Source organism: Georgenia satyanarayanai, from assembly GCF_900116375.1.
Classification (GTDB): Bacteria; Actinomycetota; Actinomycetes; order Actinomycetales; family Actinomycetaceae; genus Oceanitalea; species Oceanitalea nanhaiensis.
In genome coordinates this window covers 245,313-258,625 of record NZ_UETB01000002.1, presented here as the reverse complement: position 1 = coordinate 258,625, position 13,313 = coordinate 245,313, and the positions used below count along the sequence as shown (strand labels likewise).

General features: G+C 72.5%; 13 protein-coding genes and 1 tRNA gene. 8 read left to right on the top strand and 6 right to left on the bottom strand.

All coding sequences use genetic code 11. The features are described from left to right. Window positions 1–49: 49 nt before the first annotated feature. From DSZ44_RS05380 to DSZ44_RS05365, 4 genes are all read left to right on the top strand, one after another. Window positions 50–122: transfer RNA gene (locus DSZ44_RS05380), tRNA-Thr, on the top strand. Between the two features lie 339 nt (window positions 123–461). Further along, entirely contained in the window at window positions 462–1,157 is a 696-nt protein-coding gene (locus DSZ44_RS05375; protein WP_110851572.1) for a ribonuclease H family protein, read from the top strand. Between the two features lie 419 nt (window positions 1,158–1,576). After that, a complete protein-coding gene (locus DSZ44_RS05370; RefSeq protein WP_110851571.1) occupies window positions 1,577–2,143 on the top strand; it encodes a CGNR zinc finger domain-containing protein in 567 nt (188 codons plus the stop codon). Window positions 2,144–2,416: 273 nt separating this feature from the next. Then, a complete protein-coding gene (locus tag DSZ44_RS05365; RefSeq protein ID WP_110851570.1) occupies window positions 2,417–3,148 on the top strand; it encodes a glycerophosphodiester phosphodiesterase in 732 nt (243 codons plus the stop codon). 130 nt (window positions 3,149–3,278) lie between these two features. Here DSZ44_RS05365 and map read toward each other — a convergent pair whose 3' ends face one another. Then, window positions 3,279–4,052, bottom strand: coding sequence for a type I methionyl aminopeptidase (gene map, locus DSZ44_RS05360; protein ID WP_110851569.1), 774 nt, complete (start codon window positions 4,050–4,052; stop codon window positions 3,279–3,281). Window positions 4,053–4,115: 63 nt separating this feature from the next. On the opposite strand from map, the gene DSZ44_RS05355 reads away from it, so the two are divergent. Beyond that, window positions 4,116–5,540, top strand: a complete 1,425-nt coding sequence (locus DSZ44_RS05355) for an FGGY-family carbohydrate kinase (RefSeq protein WP_110851568.1) — start codon at window positions 4,116–4,118, stop codon at window positions 5,538–5,540. A 2-nt stretch (window positions 5,541–5,542) separates the two neighbouring features. On the opposite strand, the gene flgN (DSZ44_RS05350) is transcribed toward DSZ44_RS05355, so the two are convergent. The 5 genes from flgN (DSZ44_RS05350) to flgN (DSZ44_RS05330) all read right to left on the bottom strand — a co-directional run bounded on the left by flgN (DSZ44_RS05350) (window position 5,543) and on the right by flgN (DSZ44_RS05330) (window position 9,453). After that, entirely contained in the window at window positions 5,543–6,052 is a 510-nt protein-coding gene (gene flgN / locus DSZ44_RS05350; protein WP_146237482.1) for a flagellar export chaperone FlgN, read from the bottom strand. 130 nt (window positions 6,053–6,182) lie between these two features. Beyond that, window positions 6,183–6,590, bottom strand: coding sequence for a flagellar assembly protein FliW (locus DSZ44_RS05345; protein WP_258369247.1), 408 nt, complete (start codon window positions 6,588–6,590; stop codon window positions 6,183–6,185). Next, window positions 6,587–7,537 (bottom strand): flagellar hook-associated protein FlgL, encoded by a 951-nt coding sequence (flgL, locus tag DSZ44_RS05340; protein WP_110851566.1) that lies wholly within the window; start codon window positions 7,535–7,537, stop codon window positions 6,587–6,589. Before flgL ends, DSZ44_RS05345 begins: the two co-directional genes overlap by 4 nt. Before the next feature lie 4 nt (window positions 7,538–7,541). Further along, on the bottom strand, window positions 7,542–8,963 hold the full coding sequence (gene flgK / locus DSZ44_RS05335; protein WP_110851565.1) for a flagellar hook-associated protein FlgK: 1,422 nt from the start codon (window positions 8,961–8,963) through the stop codon (window positions 7,542–7,544). Between the two features lie 10 nt (window positions 8,964–8,973). Further along, a complete protein-coding gene (gene flgN, locus DSZ44_RS05330; protein WP_110851564.1) occupies window positions 8,974–9,453 on the bottom strand; it encodes a flagellar export chaperone FlgN in 480 nt (159 codons plus the stop codon). 397 nt (window positions 9,454–9,850) lie between these two features. On the opposite strand from flgN (DSZ44_RS05330), the gene DSZ44_RS05325 reads away from it, so the two are divergent. The 3 genes from DSZ44_RS05325 (at window position 9,851) to DSZ44_RS05315 (ending at window position 13,249) form a co-directional block, all read left to right on the top strand. Further along, window positions 9,851–10,693 (top strand): sigma-70 family RNA polymerase sigma factor, encoded by an 843-nt coding sequence (locus DSZ44_RS05325; protein ID WP_110851563.1) that lies wholly within the window; start codon window positions 9,851–9,853, stop codon window positions 10,691–10,693. Between the two features lie 73 nt (window positions 10,694–10,766). After that, complete coding sequence (locus tag DSZ44_RS05320; protein ID WP_181424540.1) at window positions 10,767–12,317, top strand: glycosyltransferase family 2 protein; 1,551 nt, start codon at window positions 10,767–10,769, stop codon at window positions 12,315–12,317. A 113-nt stretch (window positions 12,318–12,430) separates the two neighbouring features. Beyond that, window positions 12,431–13,249 (top strand): flagellin N-terminal helical domain-containing protein, encoded by an 819-nt coding sequence (locus DSZ44_RS05315; protein WP_110851562.1) that lies wholly within the window; start codon window positions 12,431–12,433, stop codon window positions 13,247–13,249. The last annotated feature ends 64 nt before the right edge of the window (window positions 13,250–13,313 follow it).

Here is a 13,313-nt window from a genome sequence, read left to right as displayed (position 1 = left end):
GGCCCCGCCCCGGTGGGCAGGTCCCGTCCCGTGGACGGGCCCCGCCCCCGCCGCCTTAGCTCAGCTGGTAGAGCACCCGCCTTGTAAGCGGACGGTCGTCGGTTCGATTCCGACAGGCGGCTCAGGACGTGACGTCAGATCCGCGTCGATGGTGTCTGGTGCCGTGCGCAGGTGGACGAGGAGCGACGTCGCACGGCGTGAATCCCGAGCACGGTGAGAGTCCTGGCTCCCACACGGTCGGGATCCGTCGGCCCTGACCGGCGTGAGAAGGCCCTCGCTGACAGCCCCGTGGCTGCCGCGAGGGCCTTCCTGCTCACGTGCACAGCAGCCGTGTTCTCAGGCCGCGGCGCGAGTACGGCGAGTCGCAGGTCGGCGCGTGTCGCGGCACGCGCGGAGGTCGCGACCGAGGTCCAGCGACGTTGGGGGAGGATGGGGGGGCCGCCAACCGAAGGGACTCATCCGTGGCCGCATGGTCGACACAGACCCAGCTGGGCAAGCAGCTCGGGCTGGACGCCCGCCAGGTGGGGACGAGGCTCACCGAGCTCGGGCTGAAGTCCGGCTCGACGGCCACGGAGTCCGCCGTGTCCCGGGGCCTGGCGAAGAAGACGGCCATGCGGGACGGCACGGAGTTCTACGTCTGGTCCACCGCGGAGGTCCTCGCCCTTCTCGGCGGCCCGCGGGAGACGGCGACGACCGTCACGCCGGCGACGACGGACCACTCGGCCTTCGACCTCGTCTACGCGACCGACGGCTCGGCCATCCGCAACCCCGGGCCCACGGGCTGGGCCTGGGTCAACCAGCGCACCGGGGAGACCGGCGCCGGCGGCCTGAGCCACGGCACCAACAACATCGGCGAGCTGCTCGCGCTGCGCTACGCACTCGAGCACGCCGGGCCCGACGGTGACCTGCTCGTCCGCGCGGACTCCAAGTACGTCATCAACATCGCCACCACGTGGGGACGCGGATGGCAGCGCCGCGGCTGGAAGAAGGCCGACGGCAAGGTCCCCGAGAACCTCGAGATCGTCCAGACGATCATCGCGCTCATCGACGCCCGCACCGGGCGCACCGAGCTCGAGTGGGTCAAGGGCCACGCCGGGGACCACTTCAACGAGATCGTCGACCAGCTCGCCAACGCGGAGGCGCGCGCGGCCGGGTGACACCCGCCAAGGCCTGCGGGTCACCCTCACGTGGGCATGGACCGGCCACGTCGCTTCTGCCGGGAGCCGTCCTGATCGTCCTGGCGCCCGCTGCACGCGGGGACACCGCCGGTGCCGGGTCTCGTCACAACCGCCACAGCATCATCGTCGACCAGTGCCGCTCGAGTGCGCTGAGGAAACCGGCACCCCAGCCCGTGGACCGGGCCTGTCGAGGCTCGCCGCCGCTCGGGGGCGGACCGGCTGGTGGTGGGTCCGGTGTCTCGGGTGGCAGCGGCGGTGCCACATCGGGCCGCTGGGTCATCACCATGCGGTTCACCCCTCTTGATCACACCGGCAAAACGGTATTGCCGGTGTAACACTGTGGTCCCACTCACGCACACCTGTCAAGCGCGTACGCTGGTGTACCTGGAGGTGTTTCCATGGACGACGAACAGGCTGTCCCGGCCGCGGTGCGGCTCGTACGCGACTTCGTCAACACGCGCGAGCCGCAGACCGACGAGGAGCAGCTGTCGACGCCCGGCAACGTGGCCGCCTGGTTCGCCGGCCGCGGCCTCCTCCCTCCGGGCGCGGGCATGACGACGACGGACCTGGACCGTGCCGTGGCCGTCCGTGAGGGCCTGCGGCAGGTCCTGCTCGAACATGCCGGGCACGACCCCGAGCGCATGCGCCTGGATCGGCTGGAGCACGAGCTGGCCGCCGTTCCGGTGCGCGTCACGATCGGTGTGGGCGGCCCCCGGCTCGTCGGCTCCACATCCGAACCATGGCACCTCGCGCTCGCCGGGCTCCTCGACGCCATCCGCTGCAGCGCCCAGGACGGCACCTGGCCCAGGCTCAAGGTCTGCGCGCGAGACACCTGCCGGTGGGCGTTCTACGACGCCTCCCGCAACCAGGCGCGGCGCTGGTGCTCCATGGCCGGTTGCGGCAACCACGTCAAGATGAAGCGCGCGTACGCGGTCCGCAAGCAGCGAACTGCCGGGGCCGCCTGACGATCCCCGCGCGGCGCGTCAGGCGGCCGCCCTCCTCGACGAGGTCTGTGATTCCCTGCGGCACACTGCGTCCGGTACCGGTGACCAGCCCGTGAACTCTTGCGGGCGGGTTCCTGAACGACGGCTCCTGGTCCCGTCCGGGCTCATAGCGTGGGTGGTGGCTCATCGGCACCGCACCCCGGAGACACGCATGACGGCCTTCCGCAAGGGGCACCTTGGCACCCCGCTCGCCTCTGACCTCGGCCGGAACCGCGACCGGGTGGAGCTCTCACGGTGAGGGTCGTCGCGCACCGCGGCAACTCGGCCGTCGCACCGGAGAACACCCTCGCAGCGATCGCCTCGGCGATGGCGTGCGGGGCGGACAGCGTGGAGATCGACGTCCGGCTCACCCTCGACGGCGTGCCCGTCGTCATCCACGACGAGACGCTCGACCGCACGACCGACGGGTCCGGACCCGTCTCGGCCACCCTCGCTGCCGAGGTCACCGCCCTGGACGCGGGCGCGTGGTTCGGGGAGACGTTCGCCGGCGAGCCCGTTCCCGTGCTCACCGACGTCCTCGACATGCTCGCCGCGGCCGGGGACGTCGAGCTACTCCTGGAGGTCAAGGGCGCCTGGGACGCCGACGACGTACGCCGGGTCACCGCCGCCGTCGCCGACCGCGGGCTCGGTGAGCGTGTGGTGGCGCAGAGCTTCTCGGTCGCGACAGTCGCGGCGCTCGCGGCCGTCGCCCCGGGACTGCGTCGCGGACTGCTCGTCACCGAGGCGGACGACGGCGTGGTCGGCCTGTGCCGGCAGCTCCGGGCGAGCGCCTGCAACCCGCACGGGGCGGCGCTGCGGGCGTGGCCCGAGCTCGTGGACCGGGCCCGTGCCGCGGGCCTCACGGTGACACCGTGGACGCTCAACCAGCCCGCGGACTGGGCCGCGGCCCGGGACTGGGGGGTGGACGGGATCATCACCGACCGCCCCTCGGAGCTTCTCGCCTGGACAGCCGCGCCGGCCGCCTGAGACGCACACGGGACGCGCCCGCCCAGCACCTTCGCATCTGGTCGGTCCGCCGACACTGCAGGCGCTCACGGTCGTACCCGAGGTCACCAGCTGCGACGTTCGGTGACGGTGGAGGCCGAGGCCGAGTTCGTCAGTCGCCGCTGCGGGCGGTGAGGACGAGGGGACCGCTGGGGGTGACGGCGATGGTGTGCTCGCTGTGGGCGCCGCGGGAGCCGTCGGTGCTGCGCAGCGTCCACCCGTCGGGGTCGGTGCGCAGCTCGTCGGTGCCCGCCATGAACCACGGCTCGATGGCGACGACGAGCCCGGGCCGCAGCCGCAGGCCGCGGCCCGCCCGGCCGTCGTTGGCGATGTGCGGCTCCCCGTGCATCGTCCGGCCGACGCCGTGGCCGCCGAACTGCACGTTGACGCTGTACCCGTAGTCGGCGGCGACGGCGCCGATGGCGGCGGAGATGTCCCCGATCTTGTTGTCGACGACGGCAGCCGAGATGCCCGCCTCGAGCGCCACCTGCGTCGCCTCGATGATCCGCAGGTCCTCGGGCTGCGGCGTGCCGACCACCACGCTCAGCGCGGAGTCGGCCACCCACCCGTCGACGCTCGCGGCGAAGTCCACCGACAGGAGGTCACCGTCGCGCAGGCGGTAGTCGTGGGGCAGGCCGTGGAGGACGGCGTCGTTGACCGACGTGCACAGCACGTAGCCGAAGGGCCGCGCCCCGAAGGAGGGGTGGTAGTCGATGTAGCAGGACTCCGCGCCCGCCTTGCGGATCATCTCGTGCGCCAGGGCGTCGAGGTCGAGGAGGTTGACACCGACGTCCGCGTGGCGGCGCAGCTCCTCGAGCACCGAGGCGACGAAACGGCCGGCCGGGCGCATGGCCTCGACCTCGGAGGGGCTCTTGAGCTCGATCACCGCCTCAGCGTACGACCAGGCCCCGGGGTGGGACGGTGGTGGGCGCGCGGGGAGGATGGGGTCATGCGCACCCTGGGGCTGGACGTGGGGACGACGAACGTCAAGGCGGTCCTCGTCGAGGTCGCCGGGCGACGGGCCACCGTCGTCGCCCAGGCGTCCGCGCCCACCCCGGCCGGCGGGGTCGCGCTCCTGCAGACCGTCGCGCGACTCGTCGGCGAGGTGGGCGCGGACGCCGCCGCCGCCGTCGGCGTGGCGTCGATGGCGGAGACCGGGGTGCCCCTCGACGACGACGGCGTCCCCGTGGGCGACCTCGTCCGCTGGGACCCGTCGCGCGCGCGGGACCACGCGTCCGCGCTGGCAGCGACACACGGTGCCGACGCGCTCTTCGCCGCCACCGGCGTGCGGCCCAGCGGCAAGGCGCCGCTCGCGGTGTGGGCGCAGCTGCGGGCCGAGGACCCCGACCGCTGGGCGGCCATGGCGCGCTGGGCGGGCGCCGCGGACCTCGTCGTCCTCGCCCTGACCGGCCGGCTGGCCACCGACCACACGCTCGCGGGCCGCACCATGGCCTACCGGCTCCCCGGCCCCGGGGAGCCGGTCCCCGAGACCTTCGACGCCGACCTCCTCGCGGCCGTCGGTCTGCGCCCCGAGCAGCTGCCCGACGTCGTCGCGCCCGGTGAGGCCGCCGGCCGTGTCCGCGCCGGCGGCATCTGGGGGCTGCGGGCCGGGACGCCCGTCGTCGTCGCCGGCCACGACCACCCCGTCGGGGCGTGGGCGGCCGGGGTGCGGGCGCCGGGGGACGTCGCCGACTCCGTCGGCACGGCCGAGTCGGTCGTCCGGGTCCTCGCCGCGCGCCCCGCCCCGGCCGAGGTGGCCGCGGCAGGGATGAGCCTCGTGCGCACGATCGAGGGCCGGTACGAGGCGCTCGTCGCGGGCTCGGCGACGGCGGGCGCGGTCCTGGCGTGGTGGGCCGAGCGCGTGGGCGGCTTCCCCGCCCTGGCGCCCCTCCTCGACGACGCCGCCGTCCGCCCCCGTGACGCGGGGTCGCCGTTTCTCCTGCCCTACCTGCGCGGGCGGCAGGCACCGAGCCCCGACCCGCGTGCCCGCGCCGTCGTCGTCGGCCCGGCGCACGACGACGTCGAGGCCACCGCCGCCGTCCTCGACGGCCTGGCGCTGCAGGCCCGGTGGATGCTTACCGCGCAGGCGCAGCTGGCCGGCGCGGACCCGGCCGCGGGGCAGGTGCACGTGCTCGGCTCAGCCACGGCGGGCGGCTCAGCCTGGCTGCGCGCGAAGGCGGCGGCCGGTCCGGCGACGCTCCGGGCGGTCGGGGAGCGGGAGGCGGTGGCCGTCGGGGCGGCCGTGCTCGCCGCCCACCGCGCCGGTCTGGGCGAGCCGCTCGTCCTCGCCTCCGACCCCGTGGCCGTTGACCGTGACTCGGTCTACGACGCCCTGCACGCCCGTTTCGTCACTGCCGCCCTGGGCGGTGCCTGAGCTCAGGCGAGGAACTCGAGCAGTCCCTGGTGCAGGGCAGTGCCACGGTTGTCGGCGGCGGTGCGACCGAGCCGCTCGAGCTCGAGCTCGATGACGGCGTCGGTGAGCTCGGCGTCCGCCTGGGCCATCGTGCCCATGTCCATGCCGCCGACCCTGGTGGTGCTCGTGCGGCGCCGCCCGTCGTCGAGGGCGATGATCTGGTCGACGAGCTCCCGCATGGCGGCGCGGTGGTCGAGGAAGATGTCCCCCCACGGGACGGGCGCGGTTCCCGCGATGGCGCGCAGGGAGGAGGTGGCGGGCAGACCGAGCACCTGGGTGGCGGCGGCGGCCTCCGCGGCGCGCGCGAGCTCGGCCGTCTGCAGCTGAGTGAGCGCGGTGTCGATCTCGCGGGCCGCGCGGGGCAGCTGCCTCGTGCGGCCCGTCTCCAGCAGGGCACGCTCGGTCTCCAGCCGGTGCAGCAGGAGCTCGAGCACGTCACGCTCGTGCCAGAGGAACTCGGAAAGCGCGCGCATGGTCACGCCCTTCTGATTCGGTATGAGCACGTCCGTCGGAGGGGACGTGCCCACGGAGGCGGAGGGTCTCCGGTGGTTGTCGAGGATATCCGCCGCCGCCGACACCGTCCTAGGGACGGCGTCGGTCGAGTCAGCGGGGGAGCGGCGCGCGCAGCGGCTCGTCGCTGTTCTCGAGGATGGTCTGCACCGCGGCCCCGGTCGCCAGGTCGACGAGCACCGGTGCGAGGAGGTTCGCCGTGGGGGCCTGCCCCTCACCGGGGCGCACGACGACGAGGACGGCGGGGTCCGTCGTCCCGAGCTCCTCGAGGACCTCCTCGGACACGCGCGGGGCGTACTCCGGGAAGTAGGGCCGCGGGTCGACGAGAAACAGGCGGACGCCGTCGGCGTCGACCGCCCGCAGCGAGTACAGCTCCTCGGTGACGGCGCTGAGCGCGAACTCGGTGAGCGGGCTCAGCCCCGGCGGCGGGGTGACGAAGTGGAGGGCGGCCTCGGTCTCGAGGGCCGTGGTCGTGGTCGTGGTCATGGTGTCCTCGCTCATCGCAGGAAGTCCAACAGGCTGGGCTGCAGCACCCGGGAGGTCGCCCCGAGTGCCGCCTGGTAGCCGACCTCCTGGAGCTCGAGGTCGACGATCGTCTTGGCGAGGTCCGCGTCCTCGACGGAGGACAGCTGGTTGGTCAGCGCGATCTCGCGCGTCTCGAGGGCATCCTTCGCCTGGAGGACCTGGTTGTGGCGGGTCCCGACGCTGCCGACCTCACCGAGGAAGGCGTTCATCCGGGTGTCGATCTCGGTGACGAACCGGCCGACGTCCGGGTCGCCGGCCTCCACCTTCGCCGCCACCTCACGCAGGAGGGTGAACACGGACATGCCGACCGGCTCCCCCGTGGCGGCGTCGCGGACCAGCTCGCCGTCGGCGTCCACGACGTCGACACCGAAGACCTCAGAGCCGGGGGAGTCGACCCGCACCTTCGTCGTGTCCGAGACCTGGCGCAGCACCTCCGCGCCGGGCCGGCCGCTGTAGGTGACGGTCCCGGTGTCGGTCAGCGTGAAGGCCGCCTCGGTCGAGGTGCCGGCGAAGACGGAGCGGTTGAGGTAGGTGGTGTTGGCGACCTCGAGCATGCTGTCCGCGGTCGCGCGCAGCTCGGAGGCGAGGGCGCTGCGGGACGCGGCGCCCTGGGACCCGGTGCTCGCGCCCTGGAGGGTGAGGTCCCGGGCGCGGCGCAGCTGGGTGAGGGCGTCGCCGAGGGCGCCGTCCACCGTGGTGAGCCAGCTGTCGCCGTCGGCGGTGTTGCGCGCGTGCTGCGCCGTCGTCCGCTGGTCCGAGCGCAGCCGCATGGCGTCCACGGTGCCCGCGGGATCGTCGGAGGGCTTGGTGATGACCTTGCCCGTGGTGAGGCGCTCCTGGAGTCGCGCGAGCTCGGAGAGGTTGGTCTGGAGCTGGTTGAGGGACGCTCGCTGGAGCCCCTGCTGGGTGACGCGGCCGATCATCGGATTACCTTCCCACCACGCCGGTGCGGTTGATCAGGGTGTCGAGCATCTGGTCGATGGTCGTGATGACCCGGGCCGAGGCCTCGTAGGCTCGCTGGTACATCACGAGGTTGACGCTCTCCTCGTCGAGGTCGACGGCCGTCTGTGAGAGCAGCTGCGACTCGGCGGTGGTCCGCGTGCTCTCGGCGGCCTGCGCCCGACGGTAGGCGGCCCCGCTGCTCACGCCGATCTGGGTCACGGCACTGGCCCACTGCTCGCGGGCGCTGCCGAGCTCGGCGATCCGCGCGGCCAGCGTGCCGTCGATCTCGCCCGGGTTGCCCGCGACCACCTGGTCGCGGGTGACGGCGACGCTCAGGGACAGGGCGGGCGGCGTGCCGGCGGGGGAGAGCGCGAAGAAGTCGCGCGAGCTGCCGTCGGCGCCGGGCACGGAGGAGTGCAGGGCGTTGACCTCGGTCGCCAGGGTGGTGGCGACCTCGTCGTAGGTCCGCGCGAGACCGGTGACGGGACCGTCGGGCGCGATCGAGTCGATGAGGCCGACGACGCGTCCTCCGGAGGAGGCGGCCGAGTTGCCGGTCGCGGCCCACACGAGGCGTGCCGGTCCGTCCTGGCTGCCCCAGCCCTCGGCGGGCTCGGTCCCCGCGGAGGTGAGGTTCGCAAGCGTGGCGCTGCCGTGGACGGCGACGGCGTAGGAGCGGTCACCGCGCACGAGCGCGTTGCCGCTGATCATCACGTCGACGCTCCCGTCGGCGCGCTCGCGGACCTCGCCGCCGACCATGGCGGCGAGCCCGTCGAGGAGCACGCCGCGCTGATCGATGAGGGCGTTGGCGTTGTTGCCCGACACCTGGGCGTCCCGGATGCGGCCGTTGAGGTCGGCGACGGCCACGGCGGCGGTGTTGACGTCCACGGCCATGGCGTCGGCCTGTGCGCGGGTGCTGTCCCACTGGTTGGCCGCGGCGCGGTAGCCGTTGGCGAGGGACGACGCCAGGGCGGTGGCGTTCCCGAGCAGCACCGACCGGGCCGCGGCGTCGTCGGGCCGGTTGGCGACGTCGTCCCACGAGGTGAAGAACGTGTCGAGGCCGGCCGCGAGGCCGTTCTCGCCGGGCTCCTTGAGCGTCGTCTCCACGAGCGACCAGCTCTGGGCCACGACCTCGAGCCGGGCGGTGGAGGAGGTCTGGGTGCGCAGCTTGGTCTCGAGGAAGATGTCACCCAGCCGGTCGATCGACGTGATGCGGACGCCGGTGCCCTGGGCGCCGGACGTCGCGAACATCGTCGGGCCGGTCGTGCCGGTGATGGCCTCCATGCCCGCGCGCTGGCGCGTGTAGCCGGCGGTGTTGACGTTGGAGATGTTCTGCCCGGTCACCTCGAGCGCGACGCGCTGGGCGGTGAGGGCGGTGAAAGCACCGTTGAGTGCGGAGAAGGAGCTCATGGGTGACCTCTCACAGAGACTTGTCGACGAGGTGGGCGTCGGCCATGCCGCGCGACGTGCCGCCGCGCTCGTCGTAGACGTCGACGCTCTCGTGGAGGGACATGAGCGTCTCCTGCGTCGCGTGGTGGCTGGCCATGAGGAAGTCGCGGTTCGTCTCGGCGACGGTGGCGATCTCCGTGGTGAGGGTGAGGAAGGCGACACGGTGCTCGAGGAGGATCCCGTCCCACGGCGCCGGGGCCGCGGTGGCGAGGTCGAGCAGGCTTGCGCCGTCGGCCAGGCCGAGCGCCGTGACCGCCGCCGCGACCTCGGCCGCACGGGCCAGCTCGGCCGTGCGGATGAGGGCGAGGACGTCGTCGACCTCCCGGACCGCGACCGGCAGCAGCTCGGTGCGCCCGGCGGCAAGGAGCAGGTGCTCGACCTCCAGCCGGTATCGCAGCGACTCCAGCAGGTCGCGCTCGCGCCAGAGGAGGTCGGAGAGGGAGCCGAGCATTGTCACTTCTCCGTTCGGGGCCGTTGCGTTCACCATCACGGTCCTGTCCATCGGCAGGGCCGTGGTCGGTGTGAGCGTTGGGGGCACAGTTCCTCCTTGCGACAACGACTCCTTCCTTGGGATGAGACGACCGTCACAGGGTGCGCAACGCGACTGCGGGACCTCTGACCTACTCGTGCGTCGATGCAGCGGGGCAGGACCGCTTCACGGGACGGGATGTGAGCCACATCACAATATCAACGCCTTGTACTTTCGTAGGAGCAGCCACCATGCTGACCGAGTAGTCGTCACCTGTCGGGGCAATCTCGCACCGAGATCGACAGGACGACCACATTCAACGATCACAACTGCAGGGGCCCGTTCGCATTGCGGCGGGTCCCGACCTGGGGGTACGACCATGGCGCTTGAGCGTCGCGAGCAGGACGAACTCATCGAGCAGCACCTCGCGCTCGTGGGTTACCACGTGAGTGAGATGATTCGACGGGTTCCGACCCACGTGCAGCGCGACGAGCTCGCCGCTGCCGGGTCCCTGGCGCTGGTCCAGGCCGCCCGAGGCTTCAACGCCGACCTCGGTGTCCCGTTCGCGCGGTACGCCTCCACCCGTATCCGCGGCGCGATCCTCGACGAGCTGCGCGGCATGGACTGGGCCTCCCGCGGCACCCGGCAGCGCGCCCGTCGCCTGGCCGAGCTGACCGAGCGCCTCACCGGCGACCTCGGTCGCGCCCCGCGCCCGGACGAGCTGGCGCAGGCGATGGGCGTGGGTGTCGACGAGCTGCGCTCGATCCGCGACGACGCGCAGCGCCGGGTGGTCTCCCTGGACGCCGACACCACCGACGCCACGGGCAGCATCAGCGACAAGGCCCCGAACCCGGAGGAGCGCATCGTCGTCGACGAGCGCCTCCGCTACCTCACCGCCGGCGTCGGCGAGCTGCCGGAGAACCTGAGGGCCGTCGTCCAGGGGATCTTCTTCGAGGAGCGCCCCGTCGCCGAGCTCGCTGCCGAGCTCGGCGTCACCCAGTCACGGATCAGCCAGCTGCGGACCCAGGCCCTGGGCATGCTGCGCGACGCGATGAACACGGCACTGGACCCGGAGCTCGCTCCGGTCGCTTCCGACGTGCCGGGTGTCGCCGAGAAGCGCCGTCAGGCCTACTACGCCGCCGTGGCCCAGCGGGCCAGCGCGACGGCGCTGCGGACGGTGGTCGAGGTCGCCACCCCTCCGGTGATCAGCGAAGCGGTCTGAGATCGGCTCAGGATCGCGCCACGCTGGTCGATGAGACGGAGGAGACCTCCCTCCAACCGTCGAGGAGACCCGCGTGGCGCGACAGCCTGACCCGACCATCTCTGCCGTCCTCATCGTCAAGGACGAGGAGGACTATCTCGCGCGCTGCCTCGCGTCGGTGCGGTGGGCGGACGAGATCGTCGTCTACGACACCGGCTCGACCGACCGGACCGTCGAGATAGCCCGGCAGTTCACCGACGCGGTGGTCGAGGGGTACTGGAACGACAACTTCGGCGAGGCACGCAACCGGGCGCTCGAGCACGCGACGAGCGACTGGGTGCTCATCATCGACGCCGACGAGACCTTCGAGGCGAGCGCCCGCTCCGTCCGCCGGGCCCTTCGTGAGGCGCAGGCCAACTTCCTCACCGTGACGATTGCGGCGCGGGTCCTCGCGCCCGGCGCCGCGGACTCCCCGGTTGCCTCGATCCGGCTGTTCCGACGTGCCGACGGGACCTATGCCGGCGCCCTCCACGAGCAGGTCGTCAATCGTCCCGGCCGTCCGATGGTGATCCGCCCGCTGGCCGGAGCGTCCATCCGGCACGCCGGCTACGCGGAGGGGCCAGAGGCGATGGCCGAGCGCGCCTACCGCAACCTCGAGCTCGCGCAGCAGGAGCTCGCGGACGCCAGACCGAGCCGTGACGAGCGCCCCGCCGAGTACGCCATCAAGCAGGCCAACCTGGCACGCTCGCTGAGCGCCGTGGGGAGAGCGGACGAGGCACTTGAGCTTGCTGAGGAGATCCACGAGGGCGGAGCGCTCGCCGACATCGCCATGGAGCTCCTCGCGGGAGCCATGGCCCTGGCGGCGGCACGCAAGTGCGGCAAGCCCGAGCTCGCGCGGACCTGGGTCGACCGCCTCGTGGCGGTCACGGGCAACCGGGTCTGGGCCGACATCGTCCTCATGCAGCTCGCCGTGACCGAGGGCTCCGCGGAGCGCACCCTCGATGCCCTGGACTGCATCCCGACCACGATGGTCGACGCCCTCGGTCGGCGCGTGCGGCGGGTCGACTACGCCCAGTACGAGGTGTGGGCGCTGTGGAAGCTAGGACGCCGCGCTGAGGCGCTGAGTGCGGCGGAACGTGCCGCACGGGCGGGAGTGCTGCCCGGTGGACCGCGGGAGCTCGTGACCTGGCTGGGCGAGGAGGGCGTGCGCGCCTTCGCCGGTGCGCTGCCGGACGACGTGTGGCAGGTGCTGGCCGTCGTGTGCACCCAGGACACCGGCGCGGAGGGGCGTGCCGTGCTCGACGCGATGGCGCAGGTGCGCCCCACCGACCTGGCCACCCTCCTGTGCGGGAGCCGGTTGAGCTTCCCGCACGACCTCGCCGGCCTCGAGGAGGCGGCGACATGGTCCGCCCGCCTGCGCAGTGCCGGCATGGCGGAGTACTGCCCGCTCGCCGCCACAGCGACGGACGCGGACGTGCCGGCGCTTCAGCGGGCACGGGCGGCCGCGCTGGCGCTCTTCGCGTATGACGACGCGCGCGCGCTCCCGGCGCTGGAGGCCGCCCTTGGCGCGGTCGCACCGGAGGACGAGGCCGAGCTCGCGGTCCAGCTCGACGTGCTCGCTCCCGGGCTCGTCTCCCACGCCTGAGAAACTCCCCGCTCGAAACTTCTCATCACCGCTGAGGGGCGTCCGATGAGTACGTGTGATCGCCCATGGAAGGGCGATCGAGACACCACACTTCAGGAAGAAGAGGAACAACCATGGCACTCTCCGTGCAGAACAACGTCGCCGCGATGAACTCGTACCGCAACCTGGCGAACACGCAGAACGACCTCAGCTCCTCCCTCGAGAAGCTGAGCAGCGGCTTCCGCATCAACCGCGCGGCCGACGACGCCGCGGGCCTGGCGATCTCGGAGGGCCTGCGCTCCCAGATCGGTGGCCTCAACGTCGCCGTCCGCAACGCTCAGGACGGCATCTCCGTCGTCCAGACCGCTGAGGGTGCGCTCACCGAGACGCACGCCATCCTCCAGCGGATGCGTGACCTGTCCGTCCAGGCGTCCAACACCGGTGCGCTCAGTGACACCGCCAAGACCAACATCCAGGCGGAGGTCGACGAGCTCGCCGCTGGTCTGGACGACATCGCCTCGCAGACCCAGTTCAACGGTCGCGCCCTGCTCGACGGCACCTACACCGACCAGACGTTCCAGGTCGGCGCCAACGCCGGCGAGGTCATCACCGTGAACATCGCCACCGCGATGAGCTCCACGGGCCTCGGCGTGGACGCCCTCGACGTCGTGACGAACGCCAGCACCGCCATCACGACGCTCGACACCGCCATCGACACGGTCTCCAAGGTCCGTGCCGAGCTCGGTGCGAAGCAGAACCGCCTCGACCACACCATCAACAACCTGCAGGTCTCGGTCGAGAACCTCACCGCGTCGGAGTCCCGTATCCGCGACACCGACATGGCCAACGAGATGGTCAGCTACACCAGCGCGAACATCCTCCAGCAGGCCGGCACCTCCATGCTGGCTCAGGCCAACCAGATGCCGCAGTCGATCCTCTCGCTGCTGCGCTGACCGCCGCCGGGCCTGGCCCGGTAGCACTGCACGACTGACCGGCGGCCCGCTCACTCCTGGGCGG